General features: G+C 50.2%; 22 protein-coding genes. 11 read left to right on the plus strand and 11 right to left on the minus strand.

Annotated elements, in window-relative coordinates; all coding sequences use genetic code 11:
- Positions 1-116: 116 nt before the first annotated feature.
- Positions 117-935, minus strand: coding sequence for an HMP-PP phosphatase (gene cof, locus FTE26_RS07340; RefSeq protein ID WP_000113027.1), 819 nt, complete (start codon positions 933-935; stop codon positions 117-119).
- 99 nt (positions 936-1,034) lie between these two features.
- Between cof and FTE26_RS07345 the strand changes: the two genes are divergently transcribed.
- Both FTE26_RS07345 and queC read left to right on the plus strand, forming a co-directional pair.
- On the plus strand, positions 1,035-2,735 hold the full coding sequence (locus tag FTE26_RS07345) for an SgrR family transcriptional regulator (RefSeq protein WP_272457532.1): 1,701 nt from the start codon (positions 1,035-1,037) through the stop codon (positions 2,733-2,735).
- Positions 2,736-2,799: 64 nt separating this feature from the next.
- Positions 2,800-3,495, plus strand: coding sequence for a 7-cyano-7-deazaguanine synthase QueC (gene queC, locus FTE26_RS07350; RefSeq protein WP_000817229.1), 696 nt, complete (start codon positions 2,800-2,802; stop codon positions 3,493-3,495).
- 51 nt (positions 3,496-3,546) lie between these two features.
- Here the strand turns inward: queC and fadM are convergent, their stop codons facing one another.
- From fadM to bolA, 9 genes are all read right to left on the minus strand, one after another.
- A complete protein-coding gene (fadM, locus tag FTE26_RS07355; RefSeq protein WP_001194534.1) occupies positions 3,547-3,945 on the minus strand; it encodes a long-chain acyl-CoA thioesterase FadM in 399 nt (132 codons plus the stop codon).
- A 93-nt stretch (positions 3,946-4,038) separates the two neighbouring features.
- Positions 4,039-4,410 (minus strand): helix-hairpin-helix domain-containing protein, encoded by a 372-nt coding sequence (locus FTE26_RS07360; RefSeq protein ID WP_000680314.1) that lies wholly within the window; start codon positions 4,408-4,410, stop codon positions 4,039-4,041.
- A 150-nt stretch (positions 4,411-4,560) separates the two neighbouring features.
- The gene (ppiD, locus tag FTE26_RS07365; protein ID WP_000969372.1) at positions 4,561-6,432 is read right to left on the minus strand and encodes a peptidylprolyl isomerase; all 1,872 of its coding nucleotides are present in this window, start codon (positions 6,430-6,432) and stop codon (positions 4,561-4,563) included.
- Positions 6,433-6,623: 191 nt separating this feature from the next.
- The gene (gene hupB / locus FTE26_RS07370; RefSeq protein WP_254892905.1) at positions 6,624-6,914 is read right to left on the minus strand and encodes a nucleoid-associated protein HU-beta; all 291 of its coding nucleotides are present in this window, start codon (positions 6,912-6,914) and stop codon (positions 6,624-6,626) included.
- A gap of 190 nt (positions 6,915-7,104) precedes the next feature.
- Entirely contained in the window at positions 7,105-9,459 is a 2,355-nt protein-coding gene (gene lon / locus FTE26_RS07375; protein ID WP_001295325.1) for an endopeptidase La, read from the minus strand.
- A gap of 187 nt (positions 9,460-9,646) precedes the next feature.
- On the minus strand, positions 9,647-10,921 hold the full coding sequence (gene clpX, locus FTE26_RS07380) for an ATP-dependent protease ATP-binding subunit ClpX (RefSeq protein ID WP_000130305.1): 1,275 nt from the start codon (positions 10,919-10,921) through the stop codon (positions 9,647-9,649).
- A gap of 125 nt (positions 10,922-11,046) precedes the next feature.
- Positions 11,047-11,670: an ATP-dependent Clp endopeptidase proteolytic subunit ClpP gene (gene clpP, locus FTE26_RS07385; RefSeq protein ID WP_000122253.1), complete on the minus strand. Its 624-nt coding sequence runs from the start codon at positions 11,668-11,670 to the stop codon at positions 11,047-11,049.
- Positions 11,671-11,915: 245 nt separating this feature from the next.
- Positions 11,916-13,214: a trigger factor gene (gene tig, locus FTE26_RS07390; RefSeq protein WP_001198386.1), complete on the minus strand. Its 1,299-nt coding sequence runs from the start codon at positions 13,212-13,214 to the stop codon at positions 11,916-11,918.
- A gap of 343 nt (positions 13,215-13,557) precedes the next feature.
- Positions 13,558-13,875, minus strand: coding sequence for a transcriptional regulator BolA (gene bolA, locus FTE26_RS07395; protein WP_000973448.1), 318 nt, complete (start codon positions 13,873-13,875; stop codon positions 13,558-13,560).
- A 304-nt stretch (positions 13,876-14,179) separates the two neighbouring features.
- On the opposite strand from bolA, the gene FTE26_RS07400 reads away from it, so the two are divergent.
- The 9 genes from FTE26_RS07400 to FTE26_RS07440 all read left to right on the plus strand — a co-directional run bounded on the left by FTE26_RS07400 (position 14,180) and on the right by FTE26_RS07440 (position 22,556).
- Positions 14,180-14,758 (plus strand): lipoprotein, encoded by a 579-nt coding sequence (locus tag FTE26_RS07400; RefSeq protein ID WP_001295326.1) that lies wholly within the window; start codon positions 14,180-14,182, stop codon positions 14,756-14,758.
- A 43-nt stretch (positions 14,759-14,801) separates the two neighbouring features.
- Entirely contained in the window at positions 14,802-16,277 is a 1,476-nt protein-coding gene (gene ampG, locus FTE26_RS07405; RefSeq protein ID WP_000098438.1) for a muropeptide MFS transporter AmpG, read from the plus strand.
- Positions 16,278-16,738: 461 nt separating this feature from the next.
- Positions 16,739-17,686 (plus strand): cytochrome o ubiquinol oxidase subunit II, encoded by a 948-nt coding sequence (gene cyoA, locus FTE26_RS07410; RefSeq protein WP_001239440.1) that lies wholly within the window; start codon positions 16,739-16,741, stop codon positions 17,684-17,686.
- A 21-nt stretch (positions 17,687-17,707) separates the two neighbouring features.
- On the plus strand, positions 17,708-19,699 hold the full coding sequence (gene cyoB, locus FTE26_RS07415; RefSeq protein WP_000467180.1) for a cytochrome o ubiquinol oxidase subunit I: 1,992 nt from the start codon (positions 17,708-17,710) through the stop codon (positions 19,697-19,699).
- Positions 19,689-20,303: a cytochrome o ubiquinol oxidase subunit III gene (locus tag FTE26_RS07420; RefSeq protein WP_000179814.1), complete on the plus strand. Its 615-nt coding sequence runs from the start codon at positions 19,689-19,691 to the stop codon at positions 20,301-20,303. Before cyoB ends, FTE26_RS07420 begins: the two co-directional genes overlap by 11 nt.
- Positions 20,303-20,632 (plus strand): cytochrome o ubiquinol oxidase subunit IV, encoded by a 330-nt coding sequence (locus FTE26_RS07425; RefSeq protein ID WP_000019869.1) that lies wholly within the window; start codon positions 20,303-20,305, stop codon positions 20,630-20,632. Before FTE26_RS07420 ends, FTE26_RS07425 begins: the two co-directional genes overlap by 1 nt.
- 11 nt (positions 20,633-20,643) lie before the next feature.
- Positions 20,644-21,534 carry a heme o synthase gene (gene cyoE, locus FTE26_RS07430; RefSeq protein WP_000971336.1) on the plus strand — a complete coding sequence of 297 codons (891 nt, stop codon included), beginning with the start codon at positions 20,644-20,646 and terminating at the stop codon, positions 21,532-21,534.
- A gap of 184 nt (positions 21,535-21,718) precedes the next feature.
- Positions 21,719-22,030, plus strand: a complete 312-nt coding sequence (locus tag FTE26_RS07435) for a type II toxin-antitoxin system TacA family antitoxin (protein ID WP_001297137.1) — start codon at positions 21,719-21,721, stop codon at positions 22,028-22,030.
- Positions 22,014-22,556, plus strand: coding sequence for a GNAT family N-acetyltransferase (locus FTE26_RS07440; protein WP_000227784.1), 543 nt, complete (start codon positions 22,014-22,016; stop codon positions 22,554-22,556). Before FTE26_RS07435 ends, FTE26_RS07440 begins: the two co-directional genes overlap by 17 nt.
- A gap of 55 nt (positions 22,557-22,611) precedes the next feature.
- On the opposite strand, the gene FTE26_RS07445 is transcribed toward FTE26_RS07440, so the two are convergent.
- The gene (locus tag FTE26_RS07445; protein WP_001297127.1) at positions 22,612-23,547 is read right to left on the minus strand and encodes a tetratricopeptide repeat protein; all 936 of its coding nucleotides are present in this window, start codon (positions 23,545-23,547) and stop codon (positions 22,612-22,614) included.
- Positions 23,548-23,919 lie beyond the last annotated feature (372 nt).

Here is a 23,919-nt window from a genome sequence, read left to right on the forward strand (position 1 = left end):
TATTTTAAAGGTGAAATCGCGACAATTTATTCTGTGCGGTTTAAACACCACGGCACAAAATGACAAATTCAACGCAAAAAAAACCGGGCAATTGCCCGGTGCTGGAAGGGATCTCGTTATTCGGGGGAATAAGGTAGATGTGGATAGTCCAGCCAGTGCGTCAAATAGTGAGAGACAGCCTGATTTCGGCAATGTCCAATCACCGGTAAATGCGGGAGCTCCGCGCGCAGTTGCGGCATCGCATTGCCCATAATAAACCCGCTACCGACGCTGCCTAACATTTCGCGATCGTTCATCGCATCACCAAAGGCCATGCAATCGCGCAACGATAAACCTAAATGTTGGGTCAGCACCGTCAATGCAGCGCCTTTATTGCAGCCCACCGGCAGCACTTCGAGGCAATCCGTGGCGGAAAAACACAAATGTGCACGCTCGCCTAATGCTTCGTATAGCTGGATCTGCAAGCGTGTAAGATCGTCGTGATCGCCACAGAAGCAGATCTTGGTGACGCTGCCGAGTGGCATTTTTTTGACATCGATTATCTGATAACGAAAACCGCTATAGACAAATGCCTGCAACAACGCAGGGATCTCTTTCCCGGTAAACCAACCGTCGTCATTGAAGATATGCATGCTGGCTCGGGTATCCCATTGCTGATACAGCACCAGCTCCGCGACATCCGCAGGTAAATCATCACGATGTAAAAGTTCACCTTCCAGAGAATGCACGCGCGTTCCGTTGCCGGTAATCAAATATGCATCCAGCGATAGCGCCCCGAGAATATGCTGCATCTCCAGCGCATGACGCCCCGTGGCAAAAGTGAGGGTAATGTCGCGTTCACGCAGTCGCGCCAAAGTAGAGAGGGTTTTCTCACCTAAATGATGGTCAGGCATCAATAAAGTGCCATCCATATCAAATGCTGCCAGACGAGCCATTTCTTTCTCCACTCTGTGACACGGTTAATGGTGATTGAGTATCACCTGATATATACGGAAGTAATAGTGAATAGTTAAATAATATTGTTCCGGGTTTATATGCGATTGCTCAACCGTCTTAACCAGTATCAACGTCTGTGGCAACCTTCAGCCGGAAAGCCGCAAACCGTCACCGTCAGCGAACTGGCCGAACGCTGTTTTTGCAGCGAACGCCATGTTCGTACGCTGTTGCGTCAGGCACAGGAGGCGGGATGGCTGGAGTGGCAGGCGCAGTCAGGACGCGGAAAGCGCGGACAATTACGCTTTCTGGTCACGCCGGAATCGCTACGCAATGCGATGATGGAACAGGCACTGGAAACCGGAAAGCAGCAAGATGTGCTGGAGCTGGCGCAACTGGCCCCAGGTGAGCTGCGCACTCTGTTACAGCCGTTTATGGGCGGACAATGGCAAAACTATACACCCACGTTGCGTATTCCCTACTATCGCCCGCTCGAACCGCTACAACCAGGCTTTTTGCCCGGCCGTGCCGAGCAGCATCTCGCCGGGCAGATATTTTCCGGCCTGACCCGCTTCGATAATAATACTCAGCGCCCGATTGGCGATTTAGCGCATCACTGGGAAACCTCTACTGACGGGTTACGCTGGGACTTTTATCTTCGTTCAACCCTACACTGGCATAACGGCGATGCAGTAAAAGCCTCACACTTACACCAGCGATTATTGATGCTGTTACAACTGCCAGCACTGGATCAATTATTTATTAGCGTGAAGCGTATTGAAGTCACCCATCCGCAGTGTCTGACCTTCTTTTTACATCGCCCCGATTACTGGCTTGCGCACCGGCTGGCGAGCTATTGCAGCCATCTGGCGCATCCGCAATTCCCACTGATCGGCACTGGTCCTTTTCGCTTAACACAATTCACAGCGGAGCTGGTGCGCCTGGAGAGCCATGATTATTACCATTTGCGTCATCCGCTGCTTAAAGCGGTTGAGTACTGGATAACTCCGCCGCTTTTCGAAAAAGATTTGGGAACCAGTTGTCGGCATCCCGTGCAAATCACCATCGGCAAACCGGAGGAGCTGCAACGGGTCAGCCAGGTCAGTAGTGGCATCAGTTTAGGTTTTTGCTATTTAACGTTGCGCAAAAGTCCCCGACTCTCCCTCTGGCAGGCGCGAAAAGTGATCTCCATTATTCATCAATCCGGTTTATTACAAACGTTAGAAGTCGGAGAAAACCTGATCACCGCCAGTCATGCATTACTGCCAGGCTGGACTATTCCGCACTGGCAAGTACCGGATGAAGTCAAACTACCGAAAACCTTGACGCTGGTTTATCACCTACCGATAGAACTTCATACCATGGCAGAACGCCTACAGGCGACACTGACAGCGGAAGGCTGTGAACTCACAATTATTTTTCATAACGCAAAAAACTGGGACGACACGACCCTACTGGCACACGCAGACCTCATGATGGGCGACAGATTAATTGGCGAAGCACCGGAATATACTCTGGAGCAATGGCTACGTTGCGATCCACTATGGCCACATGTTTTCGACGCTCCAGCATATGCACATCTGCAATCGACGCTGGACGCGGTGCAAGTAATGCCTGATGAGGAAAACCGATTTAATGCCCTGAAAGCGGTTTTTAGCCAGTTAATGGCAGACGCGACGCTGACGCCGCTGTTCAACTATCACTATCGCATTAGTGCCCCTCCCGGCGTGAACGGTGTGCGACTGACACCGCGCGGCTGGTTTGAATTTACCGAAGCCTGGCTTCCCGCGCCGTCGCAATGAATAGCTGGTCCGGGTTAATCGCAGGCGTTACCATAACGCTTTTATTGTTCAAGCAGGATTATCTATGAAACGTGCTGTCGTTGTGTTCAGTGGAGGCCAGGATTCCACCACCTGTCTGGTGCAGGCATTACAACAATATGATGAAGTCCATTGCGTGACGTTCGATTACGGTCAGCGACATCGCGCAGAAATCGACGTGGCACGCGAACTGGCGCTGAAACTGGGAGCACGCGCGCATAAGGTTCTTGATGTAACGCTGCTCAACGAGCTGGCGGTCAGCAGCCTGACACGTGACAGCATTCCGGTGCCTGATTATGAACCTGAAGCCGATGGCATCCCGAATACGTTTGTCCCAGGGCGTAATATTTTGTTCCTGACGCTGGCGGCAATATATGCGTATCAGGTAAAAGCAGAAGCCGTAATTACCGGCGTCTGTGAAACGGATTTCTCCGGCTACCCGGATTGCCGCGATGAGTTTGTGAAAGCACTAAACCATGCCGTCAGTTTGGGCATGGCGAAAGATATTCGTTTTGAAACGCCGCTGATGTGGATTGATAAAGCGGAAACCTGGGCGCTGGCAGATTATTACGGCAAACTGGATTTAGTCCGTAACGAAACGTTGACCTGCTATAACGGCATTAAAGGCGACGGTTGCGGTCATTGTGCGGCATGTAATTTACGCGCCAACGGTTTGAATCATTATCTGGCCGATAAACCGACGGTGATGGCAGCGATGAAGCAGAAAACCGGGTTGAGGTAATTATTCCGGGTGTCGCCGGATGCGGCTTGAGCATCCGGCACCACAAAACGTTTACTTAACCATCTGCTCCAGCTTTTCGCGCAATTCCCCTTCCAGAGCTAATGCTTTCTGCGTTTTAAGATCAATACAAACAAACGTAATAAGCGCATCCGCTACCACCTGCCCTTCCGGCTCCAGTGTAATGACCTGGCTTAAGATGCCGCTTTTACCGTTTAATTGCTGCAACTGACTGGTAATAGTTAACAGGTCGCTTAATACCGCTGGGCGACGATAGTTAATATTGATATTGACCACGACGAAGGCGATGTTATGGGCCGTCATCCACTGAAAACTGTCGCTATTTTCCAACCCATCCCAGCGGGCTTCTTCGAGAAATTCAAGGTAGCGGGCGTTGTTGACGTGCTGGTAAACGTCGAGATGATATCCACGAACTTTGATTTGTGTTTGCATAGCGCAATAACCTTACGTTGTTGTTATAAGTACAGAGGTCATAACTGGTATGACCTCTTCAGTCTGGCAAAAAATTGCCACTATGCAAATTAATTACAGGGTTAATACCGCCAGATTACGTTCCACCAGCGAATTGCCCATCCCCGGCACCTGCTTTAGATCCTCCACCGTTTTAAACGGACCGTACTCTTCGCGATAACTGACAATCGCCTGCGCTTTCTTCAGGCCAACGCCATTCATCGCGCGGGCTAGCTCTTCCGCGCTGGCATTATTAATGCTGACCCGGGTGCCTTCTTCGTCACTGGCTTTCGCCGGTACTGCTGCTTTACTTTGTGCTGCAGGAGCTTCCGCTTTGGTTTCTACCGTTGTCGGTTTCGCCACAGAAGCTGCCGCCAGCGCGCTATGAGACATTCCGGCACAGGCCAGGGACAGGGTAATGAGCAGTGCTTTAATTCCGTGTTTCATACTGTTTTCTCCTTGTTTGTTAACAGTGGAATCACCTTAACGGCAGTGAAAACAGTAAACAAATGGCAATGTTCAGAAATGGAAAAGGCCGCGAAAGCGACCTTTTCTTGTTACAGTTGCAACGCATTTTTTTGCGAGGCGGCTTCAGGATTATTGCTGTTCCAGCGCATCGCCAATTTTGATTTTCGCCTCTTTACGCAGGTTACTCATCAGAGCTTCAAAGACGATTTGTGCGTTGTTCTGGGTGATACCCTGCACCATCGCTTTTTTCTGATCTTCCGGCATTGAACCTTGTTTCACTTCATCCAGCGCCAGCAGAACCACATTACCTTGCATATCGGTCGCCATACCGTAGCTCGGTTTGTCTTTCGCTGGCAGTGGCAGTGCAAACGCCGCCTGGCTAATCGGGTCACGACCGGAACGGCTTAAGGTTTTCGGCTCGCCAAATTTCAGACCGGCAGCCTGCATAGCTTCCGCACCTTTGCCGGCTTTCAAATCAACCAGCAGTTTCTCAGCATCCACTTTCGCCTGTTGTTCAGCTTTGTTGTGCTGAACCAATGCCTTAACTTGTTCCTGAACATCTGCCAACGGTTTCACCGCTTCCGGTTTGTGCTCGCTGATGCGCAGCACGAATGCGCGGTCGCCGTCTACGGTGATGATGTCAGAGTTGATGCCCGGCGCGCCGTTTTCACCTACCAGACCGCCGTTAAAGATAGCGTCGGCAACCGGCTTGAAGTTCAACTCTTCCGGCAGGTTATCTTTGCTGAACCAACCCGTCTGAGTGGCTTTAACGCCGGCAGCTTGCTCTGCACCGGCCAGAGACTCGGTGTCGTTGCTTGCCGCATCGCTCACTTTCTGCTGCAGCGCATAGTACGCATCGAGGGCTTTTTCGTGTTTTACTTTCGCCGCAATGTCGTCACGTACTTCGTCTAACGATTTCACTTTCGCTGGCTGAATGTCGTCCAGACGTACAATCAGGAAACCGACCGAAGATTTGATGACACCAGACAGTTGCCCTTTTTCTTTCAGACCAGCATTTTTCAGTTCGTCGGGGATAGTGGCATCTTCTAACCAACCCATATCGCCGCCGTTACGGGCAGAGATAATATCGGCAGATTTTTCTTTGGCTAATGCAGCAAAATCACCGCCTTTATTCAGCTCATCAAGTACCGCTTTCGCTTCATCTTCAGTTTTGGTCTGGATGATGCTGTAGCGGGTACGCTGCGGCTGGGTGAATTGATCCTGATGCTGATCGTAGTAGCTCTGGATATCCGCATCGCTAACCGGTTGCTGCATCGTTGCGGCATCCAGCTTGATGTAACTCACGCGGAATTGTTCCGGCGTCATGAAATTGTTTTTGTTTTGTTCGTAGTAGCTGGCAATCTCCTGTTCGGTCACAGGCTGCTTCGCCGCCAGCGCGTTAACATCGATAGTCGCCTCACGCACCACGCGTTGTTGCGCGACCAGTGCCGCCAGCTCGTCGGTTTCACCTTTCAGCATAAAATCGGTACCGGCAACACCGTTAATCAGCTGTTGGGTAGTGAGCTGGTTACGCAGCGCCTGGGCGTACTGATCGGCGGTCATCCCCATCTGGTTGAGGATACCGTTATAGCGGCTGTTATCAAATTTGCCGTCAACCTGGAAGGCTGGGGTCGCGAAAATCGCCTGTTTAACCTGCTCATCACTGATACCCAGTTTCAGCTCACGAGCGTACTGATCCAACAGCGCCTCGTCGATCAGACGATTCAGCACCTGTTGACGCAGGGTTTTCATATAGCCTTCGTTCGCTGCCAGCTCGGAGTATTGATCGCCCAGCTGTTGCTGCATGCGATTACGCTCGCTGTTAAAGGCGTTCTCGAACTGCCCACGGCTGATTTCCTGGTCATTCACTTTTGCGGCGTAGTTATTGCCTCCGCCAATCAGGTAACCACTCACGCCGGTCAATATGAACGACACGATAATGATACCGAAAATAATCTTGAGCACGAGACTGTTTGCAGCCGTGCGTAAGCTGTCCATCATGGTGTAACAACACTCCGCTGTAGATGACTGTGTACCTCACGCAACGTATCGATGCGCGCAAAGGCCTATTGTGACAAGAAACGGGGGCAATTGTCAGCCCACAAGACGCAGAAAGTCACCGAATACAAATAAAAAAGGCACATCAGTAGATGCGCCCTTGAACTTCGTCACATCCCCACCGGGGACAACGCTTAGTTTACCGCGTCTTTCAGTGCTTTACCTGCACGGAAGCTCGGTACTTTAGCAGCAGCGATGGTGATCTCTTTACCGGTCTGCGGGTTGCGGCCAGTACGGGCAGCACGCTCTTTAACGGCAAAAGTACCAAAACCTACCAGTGCTACATCATCCCCTTCTTTCAGAGATTCAGTTACGGAAGCAATAATAGCATCTAACGCACGGCCAGCCGCAGCTTTAGAGATATCAGCCCCTGCAGCAATCTTGTCGATCAATTGAGATTTATTCACTCTTCTCTTCCTCTTTATAATTTATATCGCACTTGAATCCTTCAAGGTACGAACGCGCAGCAGTTATATCAGGCCAGCCATCCCCTTACAACACCCCTTAATAAGGGCAAGCCCGATCCGCCATCTAACTTAGCGAGACAAAAAAAGGCTGGCAAGCCCGAATTAGCCTGCCAGCCCTGTTTTTATTAGTGCATTTTGCGCGAGGTCACTATTTTGCAGTCACAACCTGCATGCCAGACGGTTCATTTTGCAGCGCCAGAGTCAGAACTTCCTCAATGCGCTTCACAGGATGAATGTCCAGATCGGCAATTACGTTGTCAGGAATCTCTTCCAGATCGCGTTTATTTTCGAACGGAATTAGCACTGTTTTAATCCCGCCGCGATGCGCTGCCAGGAGTTTTTCTTTCAAACCACCGATCGGCAGTACCTGACCACGCAGAGTGATCTCACCGGTCATTGCCACATCGGCACGAACCGGGTTACCGGTCAGGCAAGAAACCAGCGCGGTGCACATAGCAATACCGGCACTCGGACCATCTTTCGGCGTCGCACCTTCCGGTACGTGGACGTGGATGTCACGTTTTTCGTAAAAATCAGGGTTGATCCCCAGTTTTTCCGCACGCGCACGAACCACCGTTAACGCCGCCTGAATAGACTCCTGCATCACTTCGCCGAGCGAACCGGTATAGGTCAGTTTGCCTTTACCCGGAACACATGCGGTTTCAATGGTCAGCAAGTCACCGCCCACTTCCGTCCACGCCAGACCGGTTACCTGACCGACACGGTTTTCGTTATCAGCGCGACCATAGTCGAAACGCTGAACACCGAGGTAGTCATGCAGGTTATCGCCGTTAATTTCGATATGTTTTAATGACTTATCGAGCAGTAACTGCTTAACCGCTTTGCGGCACAGTTTGGAGATTTCACGCTCCAGACCACGCACGCCCGCCTCACGGGTGTAGTAACGAATAATACCGATAATGGCGCTATCGTCGACGGTCAGCTCACCTTTTTTCAGTGCATTACGTTCAATCTGCTTCGGCAGCAGGTGACGTTTGGCGATGTTCAGTTTTTCATCTTCGGTATAACCGGAGAGGCGAATCACTTCCATACGATCCAGCAGCGGTGCCGGAATGTTCATGGAGTTCGACGTCGCGACAAACATCACGTCGCTGAGATCGTAATCCACTTCCAGGTAGTGGTCGCTGAACGCTACGTTCTGCTCTGGATCCAGCACTTCAAGCAGTGCAGAGGCCGGATCGCCTCGCATGTCAGAAGACATTTTGTCGATCTCATCGAGCAGGAACAGCGGGTTTTTCACGCCCACTTTCGCCATTTTCTGGATCAGTTTACCCGGCATAGAACCGATGTAAGTACGGCGGTGACCACGGATTTCCGCTTCATCACGCACGCCGCCCAGCGCCATACGGACATATTTACGCCCGGTGGCTTTGGCAATGGACTGACCAAGAGAGGTTTTACCTACCCCCGGCGGCCCTACCAGGCAGAGGATCGGTCCCTTGATTTTGTTGACACGGCTTTGAACCGCAAGGTACTCAAGGATGCGATCTTTCACGCGCTCCAGACCATAATGGTCGGTATCAAGGATTTCCTGCGCCTGACGCAGGTCTTTTTTGACCTTGCTGCGCGCATTCCACGGTACCTGTACCATCCAGTCGATATAACCACGCACTACGGTCGCTTCTGCCGACATCGGAGACATCATTTTCAGCTTCTGCAACTCTGCTTCCGCTTTCTCTTTTGCCTCTTTCGGCATCTTCGCCGCGTCGATTTTGCGCTTCAGGGCTTCGTTTTCGTCCGGCGCGTCGTCCATTTCACCGAGTTCTTTCTGAATAGCTTTCATTTGCTCGTTCAGATAGTACTCACGCTGGGATTTCTCCATCTGCTTTTTAACGCGGTTGCGAATGCGTTTCTCAACCTGCAGCAGATCGATTTCCGATTCCATCATTGCCATCAGATATTCCAGACGTTCGTTAACGTCGGACATCTCCAGAACGGACTGTTTGTCAGCCAGTTTCAGCGGCATATGTGCAGCAATGGTATCCGCCAGACGCGCCGGATCGTCGATGCTATTCAGCGACGTCAGCACTTCTGGTGGGATTTTTTTGTTCAGCTTGATGTAGCCTTCGAACTGGCTGATTGCAGTACGCACCAGCACTTCCTGTTCCCGCTCATCAATGGTCGGCGACTCCAGATACTCCGCCTTCGCAGAAAAGTGTTCGCCATTGTCAGAGAGCGCAGAAATACGCGCGCGCTGTAACCCCTCGACCAGCACTTTGACGGTGCCGTCAGGCAGTTTCAGCATCTGCAATATAGAGGCCACGGTCCCGACGGTGAAAAGATCGTTTACACCCGGCTCATCCGTTGAAGCTTCTTTCTGCGCGACCAGCATAATTTTTTTATCATGGTCCATCGCCGCTTCCAGACAACGGATAGATTTTTCCCGCCCGACAAATAAGGGGATGACCATGTGCGGATAAACCACCACATCGCGCAGCGGCAATACGGGGATTTCAATGCGTTCAGAACGCTCAGGATTCATAGAGCTCTCTCTTAGTTTAATTTCCGCCAGGTAATCAGATGACACGACTGTGCTTCACGCCATCTATTAACATGTACGTCAGTATATGGGGATGTTTCCCCCACATTCAACGCCGAGAATAGAGGAAAAATTAAAGGGGAGATAAAATCCCCCCTTTTTGGTTAACTAATTGTATGGGAATGGTTAATTATTCACCAGATGCCTGTTGCGCTTCCGGCTTACCATAAATCAGCAACGGTTTGCTTTGACCATCAATTACCGACTCGTCGATAACCACTTTTTCGACGTCTTCCATGGACGGCAGATCGTACATGGTATCGAGCAGTGCGGCTTCTACGATGGAACGCAGGCCACGGGCACCGGTTTTACGCGCCATCGCTTTCTTAGCGATAGCATCCAGCGCCTCGTCACGGAATTCCAGATCCACGCCTTCCAGATTAAACAGCGCCTGATACTGCTTGGTCAGGGCGTTTTTCGGCTCTTTGAGGATCTGAATCAGAGCTTCTTCGCTCAGTTCATTCAACGTTGCGACAACCGGCAGACGACCAATGAACTCAGGGATAAGACCAAACTTGATCAGATCTTCCGGTTCAACCTGCGCCAGCAGCTCGCCTTCGCTTGCTTTGTCGGACTTCGCTTTTACCGTCGCGCCAAAACCAATGCCGGAGCCGGTTTCTACACGGTGGGAAATCACTTTATCCAGACCGGCAAACGCACCGCCACAAATAAACAGGATCTTGGAGGTATCAACCTGCAAAAATTCCTGCTGCGGATGCTTACGCCCGCCCTGCGGTGGAACGGCAGCAACAGTACCTTCGATCAGTTTCAACAGTGCCTGCTGTACGCCTTCACCGGAAACGTCACGGGTAATAGACGGGTTGTCCGACTTACGAGAAATCTTGTCGATTTCATCGATGTAGACAATACCACGCTGTGCTTTCTGGACATCGTAGTCGCATTTCTGCAACAGTTTCTGAATGATGTTTTCAACGTCTTCGCCCACATAACCGGCTTCGGTCAGCGTGGTTGCGTCGGCCATGGTGAACGGGACGTCCAGCAGGCGCGCCAGCGTTTCAGCCAGCAGCGTTTTACCGGAACCGGTCGGACCGATCAGCAGAATGTTACTTTTGCCCAACTCGACACCATTGCTGGTATCGCCGTTGCGCAGACGTTTGTAATGGTTGTATACCGCGACCGCCAGCACTTTTTTCGCCTGTTCCTGGCCGATAACGTAATCGTCCAGGTGGTTGCGAATTTCATGCGGCGTCGGTAGCGCACTGCGTTCACGATGCGGTGCAACTTCTTTAATCTCTTCGCGAATGATGTCGTTACATAAATCAACACATTCGTCGCAGATATACACGGATGGACCGGCAATCAGCTTGCGCACTTCATGCTGGCTTTTGCCGCAAAAAGAGCAATACAGCAATTTGCCTGAGCCATCTTTGCGTTTATCTGTCATGGGTCAAAACCTCTTCTTTGTTCTTTGTGCCGCACACGACGACGCAAATGCCATTCTCAGGCGCAAGCCGCTTACAGCGTTGTGCCGCCCTGGATAAGTATAGCGGCACAGTTGCGCCTCTGGCATCAATTACGATGGGTCAGAATCGAATCGACCAGACCGTATTCCACCGCTTCAGGGGCGGAAAGGAAGCGATCGCGCTCGGTATCACGTTCAATCTGTTCTAATGATTGACCCGTATGAAGCGCCATAAGTTCATTCATGCGCCCTTTAACTTTCAGAATTTCACGGGCATGAATTTCGATATCGGTCGCCTGGCCCTGGTAGCCGCCCAACGGTTGGTGAATCATCACGCGCGAATTCGGCAGGCAAAAACGTTTACCTTTTGCCCCTGCGGTCAGCAAGAAAGCGCCCATCGAGGCCGCCTGGCCCATACAGATGGTGCTGACATCAGGCTTGATAAACTGCATGGTGTCATAGATAGACATCCCGGCAGTGATCACCCCGCCTGGGGAGTTAATGTACAGATAGATATCTTTTTCTGGGTTTTCTGCTTCCAGGAACAGCATCTGCGCCACAATCAGGTTAGCCATGTGGTCTTCAACCTGGCCAGTCAGAAAAATGACGCGTTCCTTAAGTAGACGAGAATAGATATCAAAAGAGCGCTCACCACGTGAGGTCTGTTCAATGACCATCGGCACCAGCGCCATATGGGGTGCAAAGTTATCTCGTTCGCCGCTGTATGACATTTCCGTCTCCTGGATAAAATTGAAAAAACCTGCTGTACCGATTGTAACCTTATGGACGGATTATCAGCTAGTCCCTGTGTTATGGGTACGGCATCACCATATTTCAAGCATAACAATCTTTTGTTGTTACGCTAACACCGAAAGAGGCTTTTCGCACGGTTCCATGCAAAATTCATGACAAAAAAAAGCCCACCACCTGGCGGTGACGGGCCTTTGTGCGAATTTAGCGCGTTATGCTGCGTAAATTACGCCTGCTGGTTCATCAGCTCGTTGAAAGTGGTTTCTTTTTCAGTCACTTTCGCTTTCGCCAGTACAGCTTCAACAGCCTGTTCTTCCAGAGCAACATTGCGCATGTTGTCCATCAGTTCTTTGTTTTTGCTGTAGAACTCGATAACTTCTTTCGGATCTTCGTACGCAGAAGCCATCTCTTCGATCAGGCCTTTCACGCGCTCTTCGTCAGCTTTCAGCTCGTTGGTGCGGATAACTTCGCCCAGCAGCAGGCCAACAACTACGCGACGTTTAGCCTGTTCTTCGAACAGTTCGCGCGGCAGTTCCAGAGCTTGTTTTTCGTTGCCACCGAAACGCTGTGCAGCCTGGCGACGCAGAACGTCGATTTCGCTGTCGATCAGCGCAGCCGGTACGTCGATGTCGTTAGCTTTTACCAGACCTTCGATCGCCTGAGACTTAACGCGGTTACGGATGGCGCTCTTCAGCTCGCGCTCCATGTTTTTACGCACTTCAGCGCGCAGACCTTCTACGGAACCATCTTCAACGCCGAAACGTTTGATGAATTCTGCAGTCAGTTCCGGCAGTTCACGCTCTTCAACTTTCTTCAGGTTGATAGCGAATTTCGCTGCTTTACCTTTCAGGTTTTCTGCGTGGTATTCTTCCGGGAAGGTCACGTCGATGGTGAACTCTTCGCCAGCTTTGTGGCCTTTGATACCGTCTTCAAAGCCCGGGATCATACGACCCTGGCCCATCGCCAGTACGAAATCAGACGCTTTACCGCCTTCGAACTCTTCGCCGTCTACAGAACCGGTGAAGTCGATGGTTACGCGGTCTTCTGCTTCAACAGCGCCGTCTTTTTCTTTCCAGGTTGCCTGCTGTTTACGCAGAGTATCCAGCATGCCGTCAACGTCAGCATCGGTCACTTCAACGATCGGTTTTTCAACTTCGATCGCTTCCAGACCCTGCAGTTCAACTTCCGGATAAACTTCAAACTCTACAGAGTAGGTGAAGTCTTCACCCAGCTTGTATTCGCCCGGAACATAAGTCGGTGCGCCAGCCGGATTGATTTTTTCTTTAATGATGGCGTCAATGAAGTTACGGCTCATCAGGTCACCCAGAACGTCCTGGCGTACAGACGCGCCATAACGCTGAGCAACGATATTCATTGGCACTTTGCCTTTGCGGAAGCCGTCAATACGTACTTTTTTCGCAACGTTGACCAGCTCGCTTTTAACAGCGGTCTCGATGCTGTCAGCAGCGATAGTAATCGTTACACGGCGGCCAAGGCCTTGAGTGGTTTCAACTGAAACTTGCATCTTGTTACCTCAAAAAATCACAGTGCTCGGTCAACTCTTACCCCGCAAGCACAGGTTGTTGGCTTCGCGGAACCGGGATGTTCTTATAATCAATCACATTCCCTGTTACCAGAATCATCCCGAAAGCATTCAAATAGGACGCGGCATTATAGCGGCATCACTTTTATGAGTCGAGAACGGTTATTGCGCGCTGTCGCGTATTTTTTCACAATTCCCGGGCAATTTTCGTCTGAATGCTGGGCAAAAAGCGCAAAATCCAGACAAAACAAAACGGCCCGCAGGCCGTTTTTCATAAAATCTTTAGCAACATACTGGAAAAGCGCCGACAGTTGCAAATGCGTTTTTACGCGATGCTTCCTGCTCCACGACAGGGAGGAGAGGCAAAGACGGTGTCCTGCAACCCTTCCCACTCCTTAATAGTGTAAGTATGCAGAGCCAGCGCATGAACGGTAGTAGAGAGTTCCTCCGCTAAAGTACTGTAAATCATTCGATGACGATTCAGAAAACGTTCACCCGTAAAACGATCGCTGACCAGCACAACTTTAAAATGGCTTTCAGAGCCGGCTGGGACATTGTGACGATAGCTTTCATCCACTACTTCGAGGAATACGGGTTGGAACGCCGCCCTTAATTTTTCTTCTATCCGCTCACGTATCATCATGAAATATCTCCTCCGACAACGCTGAGATGTCATCCATCCCTTTAAATACTAGCCGCTTTTACCGTTTCCATTGCAGCTTAACAACAAATATTTAGGTTTCGTCCTGGTTTTTCCGTCAAGCGTATGAAGTTTACTGATTTAAAGATTGAAACACAGGCCTCGCATCAGTGTTTCTTTTGCCAGGGGCGATTATTTCGTCAACATGATGAATTTACATGCCTTACCCACTTCCCCTCGCCGTTGGCAATGTTATGATGGCGGGAATTTTTACCAAACACGCTTAAGAGTCTCTGAGAGCCCGAACATGTTCAAAAAAATCCTCTTCCCGTTAGTTGCTCTGTTTATGCTTGCAGGATGCGCAAAACCGCCAACAACTATTGAAGTTTCCCCGACGATTACACTGCCACAGCAGGATCCAAGCCTGATGGGCGTCACCGTAAGCATTAATGGTGCCGATCAGCGTACCGATCAGGCGCTGGCAAAAGTCACCCGCGATAATCAAATCGTTACCCTGACCGCCTCCCGCGATCTGCGTTTCCTGCTGCAAGAAGTGCTGGAAAAACAGATGACCGCGCGTGGTTACATGGTTGGTCCGAATGGCCCGGTTAATCTGCAAATCATCGTTAGCCAACTGTATGCTGACGTGTCCCAGGGCAACGTGCGCTATAACATCGCTACCAAAGCGGATATCGCCATCATCGCTACCGCGCAGAATGGCAACAAAATGACCAAAAACTATCGTGCCAGCTACAACGTTGAAGGTGCGTTCCAGGCCTCCAACAAAAATATCGCCGATGCGGTTAACAGTGTGCTGACCGATACCATCGCTGATATGTCTCAGGACACCAGCATTCACGAATTTATCAAGCAGAACGCGCGTTAATTTCTGCCCTCTGGCCCGGTGCAAACCGGGCCTGTAGACGCCCATGTCCAGTCAATATTTACGTATTTTTCAACAGCCGCGTTCAGCCATATTGCTGATCCTGGGTTTTGCTTCCGGGCTACCGCTCGCCCTGACATCCGGTACCTTACAGGCCTGGATGACGGTCGAGAATATCGATCTCAAAACCATTGGTTTCTTCTCTCTGGTAGGCCAGGCTTACGTTTTTAAATTCCTCTGGTCACCGCTGATGGACCGCTACACGCCCCCATTTTTTGGGCGGCGGCGCGGTTGGCTGCTCGCCACGCAAATCCTGTTATTAGTCGCCATTGCGGCGATGGGTTTTCTCGAACCTGGCACCCAACTCCGCTGGATGGCGGCACTGGCGGTGGTGATCGCTTTTTGCTCGGCCTCCCAGGATATTGTCTTCGATGCGTGGAAAACCGATGTGCTCCCGGCAGAAGAACGTGGTGCGGGCGCGGCAATCAGCGTGCTGGGTTACCGTTTAGGGATGCTGGTTTCCGGCGGCTTAGCCCTGTGGCTGGCAGATAAATGGCTGGGCTGGCAGGGCATGTACTGGTTGATGGCGGCGCTGTTGATCCCTTGTATTATCGCGACGTTGCTTGCACCAGAACCGACCGACACCATTCCTGTGCCAAAAACGCTGGAACAAGCGGTTGTTGCACCTCTGCGAGATTTCTTTGGTCGCAATAATGCCTGGCTTATTTTGCTTCTTATCGTGCTGTATAAGCTGGGCGACGCATTCGCCATGAGCCTGACAACCACGTTTTTGATTCGCGGCGTCGGGTTTGATGCGGGTGAAGTAGGCGTGGTTAACAAAACGCTTGGCTTACTGGCGACCATTGTGGGCGCATTGTACGGTGGGATTTTGATGCAGCGCCTGTCGCTGTTCCGGGCGCTGCTGATTTTCGGCATTTTACAAGGTGCGTCTAACGCTGGTTACTGGCTGCTGTCGATTACTGATAAGCATCTCTACAGCATGGGCGCAGCCGTCTTTTTCGAAAACCTCTGTGGCGGGATGGGCACATCAGCCTTTGTCGCGCTGTTAATGACGCTGTGTAATAAGTCATTTTCCGCAACTCAATTTGCCCTGCTCTCAGCGCTTTCCGCTGTAGGGCGAGTTTATGTCGGCCCCGTGGCGGGTTGGTTTGTTGAAGCACACGGCTGGTCGACATTCTATCTATTCTCCGTCGCCGCTGCCGTACCGGGGCTTATTTTGCTGCTGGTTTGCCGCCAGACGCTTGAATATACACGAGTAAATGACAACTTTATCTCCCGTACCGAATATCCGGCAGGTTATGCCTTTGCCATGTGGACACTGGCGGCGGGCGTCAGCCTGTTGGCCGTGTGGTTACTGCTGTTGACGATGGACGCGCTGGATTTGACGCACTTCTCTTTCCTGCCTGCTCTGCTGGAAGTCGGGGTTTTAGTCGCCCTTTCTGGCGTCGTGCTTGGTGGTTTGCTGGATTATCTGGCGCTACGAAAAACGCATCTGACGTAATCTGTAAATATTATTTAGCTGTAGTAATCACTCGCCGTAATTATTACGGCTAAATAAACATCAGTATCGCTTAATAATATTTGTTCTTTTGTGCGGCTTAGCGTTTGGAAATTATTGACGCAATTTATGAATTCTATTTTTTCTTACACGATTCAGCTAATGAGTCTTTATTTTCCCCCCCACCCAATTGTCACCATAATGATAATTATTTGTTAAACAATTGTTTTATTCCAGATTGGTTATACCAATTGCCCGTCCAAACTCCTTCTGCACTCCCCTTTCGTTATAACGCCCTTTTGCAACAGCTTCTTAAAATCAACTTGATATGTTTTGCAACATATGTGACCTGACAGCCAAATCCAAGTAACAGGAATTTAATCATGTTTACAGTAATGTAACCTTCCCGTAAAATGCCCACACACTTTAAACGCCACCAGATCCCGTGGAATTGAGGTCGTTAAATGAGACTCAGGAAATACAATAAAAGTTTGGGATGGTTGTCATTATTTGCAGGCACTGTATTGCTCAGTGGCTGTAATTCTGCGCTGTTAGATCCCAAAGGACAGATTGGTCTGGAGCAACGTTCACTGATACTGACGGCATTTGGCCTGATGTTGATTGTCGTTATTCCCGCAATCTTGATGGCTGTTGGTTTCGCCTGGAAGTATCGTGCGAGCAATAAAGATGCTAAGTACAGCCCGAACTGGTCACACTCCAATAAAGTGGAAGCTGTGGTCTGGACGGTACCTATCTTAATCATCATCTTCCTTGCGGTACTGACCTGGAAAACCACTCACGCTCTTGAGCCTAGCAAGCCGCTGGCACACGACGAGAAGCCCATTACCATCGAAGTGGTTTCCATGGACTGGAAATGGTTCTTCATCTACCCGGAACAGGGCATTGCTACCGTGAATGAAATCGCTTTCCCGGCGAACACTCCGGTGTACTTCAAAGTGACCTCCAACTCCGTGATGAACTCCTTCTTCATTCCGCGTCTGGGTAGCCAGATTTATGCCATGGCCGGTATGCAGACTCGCCTGCATCTGATCGCCAACGAACCCGGTACTTATGACGGTATCTCCGCCAGCTACAGCGGGCCGGGCTTCTCAGGCATGAAGTTCAAAGCTATTGCAACACCGGATCGCGCCGAATTCGACCAGTGGGTCGCAAAAGCGAAACAGTCGCCGAACTCCATGTCTGACATGGCAGCGTTCGAAAAACTGGCCGCGCCTAGCGAATACAACCAGGTGGAATATTTCTCCAACGTGAAACCAGACTTGTTTGCTGATGTGATTAACAAGTTTATGGCTCACGGTAAGAGCATGGACATGACCCAACCAGAAGGTGAGCACAGCGCACACGAAGGTATGGAAGGCATGGACATGAGCCACGCGGAATCCGCCCATTAAAGGGGTTGAGGAAGAATAAAGATGTTCGGAAAATTATCACTTGATGCAGTCCCGTTCCATGAACCTATCGTCATGGTTACGATCGCTGGCATTATTTTGGGAGGTCTGGCGCTCGTTGGCCTGATCACTTACTTCGGTAAGTGGACCTACCTGTGGAAAGAGTGGCTGACCTCCGTCGACCATAAACGCCTCGGTATCATGTATATCATCGTGGCGATTGTGATGTTGCTGCGTGGTTTTGCTGACGCCATTATGATGCGTAGCCAGCAGGCTCTTGCCTCGGCGGGCGAAGCGGGCTTCCTGCCACCTCACCACTACGATCAGATCTTCACCGCGCACGGCGTGATTATGATCTTCTTCGTGGCGATGCCTTTCGTTATCGGTCTGATGAACCTGGTGGTTCCGCTGCAGATCGGCGCGCGTGACGTTGCGTTCCCGTTCCTCAACAACTTAAGCTTCTGGTTTACTGTTGTTGGTGTGATTCTGGTTAACGTTTCTCTCGGCGTGGGCGAATTTGCGCAGACCGGCTGGCTGGCCTATCCACCGCTATCGGGAATAGAGTACAGTCCGGGAGTCGGTGTCGATTACTGGATATGGAGTCTCCAGCTATCCGGTATAGGTACGACGCTTACCGGTATCAACTTCTTCGTTACCATTCTGAAGATGCGCGCACCGGGCATGACCATGTTCAAGATGCCAGTATTTACCTGGGCATCACTGTGCGCGAACGTACTGATTATTGCTTCCTTCCCAATTCTGACGGTTACCGTCGCGTTGTTGACCCTGGATCGCTATCTGGGCACCCATTTCTTTACCAACGATATGGGTGGCAACATGATGATGTACATCAACCTGATTTGGGCCTGGGGCCACCCGGAAGTTTACATCCTGATCCTGCCTGTTTTCGGTGTGTTCTCCGAAATTGCGGCAACCTTCTCGCGTAAACGTCTGTTTGGTTATACCTCGCTGGTATGGGCAACCGTCTGTATCACCGTGCTGTCGTTCATCGTTTGGCTGCACCACTTCTTTACGATGGGTGCGGGCGCGAACGTAAACGCCTTCTTTGGTATCACCACAATGATTATCGCCATCCCGACCGGGGTGAAGATCTTCAACTGGCTGTTCACCATGTATCAGGGCCGCATCGTGTTCCATTCTGCGATGCTGTGGACCATCGGTTTTATCGTCACTTTCTCGGTGGGCGGGATGACTGGCGTGCTGCTGGCAGTACCGGGCGCGGACTTCGTTCTGCATAACAGCCTGTTCCTGATTGCGCACTTCCATAACGTGATCATCGGCGGCGTGGTCTTCGGCTGCTTCGCAGGGATGACCTACTGGTGGCCTAAAGCCTTCGGTTTCAAACTGAATGAAACCTGGGGTAAACGCGCGTTCTGGTTCTGGATCATCGGCTTCTTCGTTGCCTTTATGCCGCTGTATGCGCTGGGCTTCATGGGCATGACCCGTCGTTTGAGCCAGCAGATTGACCCGCAGTTCCACACCATGCTGATGATTGCAGCTAGCGGTGCAGTACTGATTGCGCTGGGTATTCTCTGCCTCGTTATTCAGATGTACGTTTCTATTCGCGACCGCGACCAGAACCGTGACCTGACTGGCGACCCGTGGGGTGGCCGTACGCTGGAGTGGGCAACCTCTTCCCCGCCTCCGTTCTATAACTTTGCCGTTGTGCCGCACGTTCACGAGCGTGATGCATTCTGGGAAATGAAAGAGAAAGGCGAAGCGTATAAAAAGCCTGACCACTATGAAGAAATTCATATGCCGAAAAACAGCGGTGCAGGTATCGTCATTGCAGCTTTCTCCACCATCTTCGGTTTCGCCATGATCTGGCATATCTGGTGGCTGGCGATTGTTGGCTTCGCAGGCATGATCATCACCTGGATCGTGAAAAGCTTCGACGAGGACGTGGATTACTACGTGCCGGTGGCAGAAATCGAAAAACTGGAAAACCAGCATTTCGATGAGATTACTAAGGCAGGGCTGAAAAATGGCAACTGATACTTTGACGCACGCGACTGCCCACGCGCACGAACACGGGCACCACGATGCAGGCGGAACCAAAATCTTCGGATTTTGGATCTACCTGATGAGCGACTGCATTCTGTTCTCAATCTTGTTTGCTACCTATGCCGTTCTGGTGAACGGCACCGCAGGCGGTCCGACAGGTAAGGACATTTTCGAACTGCCGTTCGTTCTGGTTGAAACTTTCTTGCTGTTGTTCAGCTCCATCACCTACGGCATGGCGGCTATCGCCATGTACAAAAACAACAAAAGCCAGGTTATCTCCTGGCTGGCGTTGACCTGGTTGTTTGGTGCCGGATTTATCGGGATGGAAATCTACGAATTCCATCACCTGATTGTTAACGGCATGGGTCCGGATCACAGCGGCTTCCTGTCAGCGTTCTTTGCGCTGGTCGGCACGCACGGTCTGCACGTCACTTCCGGTCTTATCTGGATGGCGGTGCTGATGGTACAAATCGCTCGTCGCGGCCTGACCAGCACTAACCGTACCCGCATCATGTGCCTGAGCCTGTTCTGGCACTTCCTGGATGTGGTTTGGATCTGTGTGTTCACTGTTGTTTATCTGATGGGGGCGATGTAATGAGTCATTCTACCGATCACAGCGGCGCGTCCCATGGCAGCGTAAAAACCTACATGACAGGCTTTATCCTGTCGATCATTCTGACGGTGATTCCGTTCTGGATGGTGATGACAGGGGCTGCCTCTCCGGCCGTAATTCTGGGAACAATCCTGGCAATGGCAGTGGTACAGGTTCTGGTGCATCTGGTGTGCTTCCTGCACATGAATACCAAATCAGATGAAGGCTGGAACATGACAGCGTTTGTCTTCACCGTGCTAATCATCGCTATCCTGGTTGTAGGCTCCATCTGGATTATGTGGAACCTCAACTACAACATGATGATGCACTAAGAGCGGCGGTTATGATGTTTAAGCAATACCTGCAAGTAACGAAACCAGGCATCATCTTTGGCAACCTGATCTCGGTGATTGGGGGATTCCTGCTGGCCTCAAAGGGCAGCATTGATTATCCCCTGTTTATCTACACGCTGGTTGGGGTGTCACTGGTTGTGGCGTCGGGTTGTGTGTTTAACAACTACATCGACAGGGATATCGACAGAAAGATGGAAAGGACGAAGAATCGGGTGCTGGTTAAAGGCCTGATCTCTCCTGCTGTCTCGCTGGTGTACGCCACCTTGCTGGGTATTGCTGGCTTTATGCTGCTGTGGTTTGGCGCGAATCCGCTGGCCTGCTGGCTGGGGGTGATGGGCTTTGTGGTTTATGTCGGCGTCTATAGCCTGTACATGAAACGCCACTCAGTCTACGGCACATTGATTGGTTCGCTCTCCGGCGCTGCGCCGCCGGTGATTGGCTACTGTGCAGTAACCGGCGAGTTCGATAGCGGCGCAGCGATCCTGCTGGCTATCTTCAGCCTGTGGCAGATGCCTCACTCCTATGCCATCGCCATTTTCCGCTTTAAGGATTACCAGGCGGCAAACATTCCGGTATTGCCAGTGGTAAAAGGCATTTCGGTGGCGAAGAATCACATCACGCTGTATATCATCGCCTTTGCCGTTGCCACGCTGATGCTCTCTCTTGGCGGTTACGCTGGATATAAATATCTGGTGGTCGCCGCGGCGGTTAGCGTCTGGTGGTTAGGTATGGCTCTGCGCGGTTATAAAGTTGCTGATGACAGAATCTGGGCGCGCAAGCTGTTCGGCTTCTCTATCATCGCCATCACTGCCCTCTCGGTGATGATGTCCGTTGATTTTATGGTACCGGACTCGCATACGCTGCTGGCTGCTGTGTGGTAACAAAACCTCTCTATTAAAAAGGTGCTACGGCACCTTTTTTATTGTCTGAGATCAGAGATACGGCTAATAACCGTATGTCTTGACAGAGTGAGCAGATGAACATAAATTAATCATACGGTTGATAGCCGTATTATGTATGAGATCGACTCCCTACGATTTCATTCAGTTAATCAAAGAGGTCATAATGCCTGGAAAAACAGCCACTCTACCCGATGTCGATAAAACGCTGAAAAATGCGCGGGTCGAACTCAAAACCAGTCCCGACGCCAAAAACAAACTTCGTGAAGCTGCGCAAGCCGTTGGGGTAGATTTAAGCGCTTTTATTTTGAGCGCTGCTATGGAACGCGCCGAAAGTGTGCTTGATAACCAACGTCGCCGTGAGCTTTCGAATCAAAGCTGGGAACTGATGAACCAACTCATCGCTGAACCTGCTCAACCGACGCTCGCCCTCAAGGCGTTAATGAAAAGGAAAAACAGCGATGGTCGACAAGCATGAAGAGATTACTCTGCCCATAGTCCTCTCCTGTAATTATCAGTCTGATATTACTTATCCTGGGCAAAAACAGTTTGATTGCGGTAACCCTGTTATCGATAAATTTGTACGCGCATCGCTAAAGAAAAGTGTGCGTAATAGCGACTGTGCGGCTAAAGCACTTATTGACAGACAAAGTGGTGAACTGATCGGCATCTGTACTTTTACGGCATATTCGCTGGAAAAACAACGCGTTTCTGGCGTCCTTCAGGGTTCACAACCTTCAGAAATTGGTGTTGTCAGATTAGTCATGTTGGGGGTAGCACGGAAGTATCAAAAGCGGGGCTTTGGTCAGGACCTACTATGTGATTTTTTTGAACATGTAAAAATAATTCACCAGGCATTACCAATTAAAGGGGTTTATCTTGATGCTGACCCTGCCGCCATTAATTTTTATGCTCGTCTCGGCTTTGTTCAGCTTTCAGCGACACCAAATGCTTTTGGTGCTGTACCTATGTTTTTGGCGATTCAGCATATTCTCGCGGCTTAGATTATTATCGCCACCCGCCAGGGCAAGTTTTGCCTCAGCCGGGGGCTGAGCAGCGTTACCACTTTTGTTCAATTGCCCCCGCTTTCAGCAACTCCACATCCTTGCCGTTAATGGTTGCCGTTGCGGCAACGATTGTGGTCCTTACAGTTGCACAAGATTTTCGCTCAAATTCCGGTTTATAAAGAATAAGAGACGAATTACTGGTAAATGAACCAAATAGGTAATCAGTAAAGCTAATATTCAGCCGGTTTAAACCGAAAGGCGCGAAGCCAACCGTTTGGTTAATCTCCTTACCGGATGGGCGACGAATGCTGAATGTCACGCGAAGATTGGCCACTTCGCCTAATTTATTGGTGGTGGCGAAGAGGCTATCCATGCAGGAAAAACCTTTATCTAAAAAATTATCTCGCATCCCAGAACGGGTAACCGTAATCACGGGTAACGTATCGTCAACCGTTTTTCTGTCAATCATGTCTTTTCGACAAGTAGCCAGAAAGTCTTCCGGGCCACCATAAATGTGGACACCTTTATCAAGATATTCCTTCGCTTTCTTACAATCTACCTCAACATACTGACCATTGGCGTACATAATGCCCAACCTGGACCATGCTAAATTCACACCGTGCTGCGCGGCCTGATTAAATAGTGCATACGCTTTGGCATAATCCACCCGCACCTGCTCACCGTCGTAGTAGATACCCCCCAGCGCTAACGGAGCTTCTCTGTCACCTTGTTTAGCCGCTAACTCGAACCATTTAATCGCTTCCTGAACATCAGGTTTGGTATCATAACGAGGCTGATAATATTCCCAGCCTAACAGGCTCTGCGCGTCGATATCTCCCGATTCAGCCATTTTATGCAGTGTATTTATAACATCGGGAGCAGGTTTACCACCGTATATGCTGTCATACAATTCATGCGCTTTCTCGCTGGCCACCACGCTTGGTGAAACTATCAGCATTACAGAAAATAATATTCTTTTAGTTAACATGTATACCTTTATGTCCTCACTGTCATATATTTCCATAATAATTAACCACCAAATATCCATTTAATGAATAAATACAGTGCCATAAAGGTCCAAGTAATAAGCACACATTTAGCCTGAAACATTATCATCCATGTCACCAAATCGTTTATTTAGTGAGATAAAACTAGCATATTCGTAAGATAAAAAATGCACATGGCAATCAAGAAATGATATTATTACTTTTTTGATGTAAAACTATTTAGTTTTAAAATTCATTTTTTCAACATATAGAGCATTCATTTTATGAATGCAAAAAAACATACCTGACACACAAATTACTCTCCTCTGTAATATTTTCTCATTAACACTCTGTTTACCCAACATGCGCTCCGC

Origin of the sequence: Escherichia sp. S10b (assembly GCF_028421345.1) — a bacterium.
Lineage (GTDB): Bacteria > Pseudomonadota > Gammaproteobacteria > Enterobacterales > Enterobacteriaceae > ECMA0423.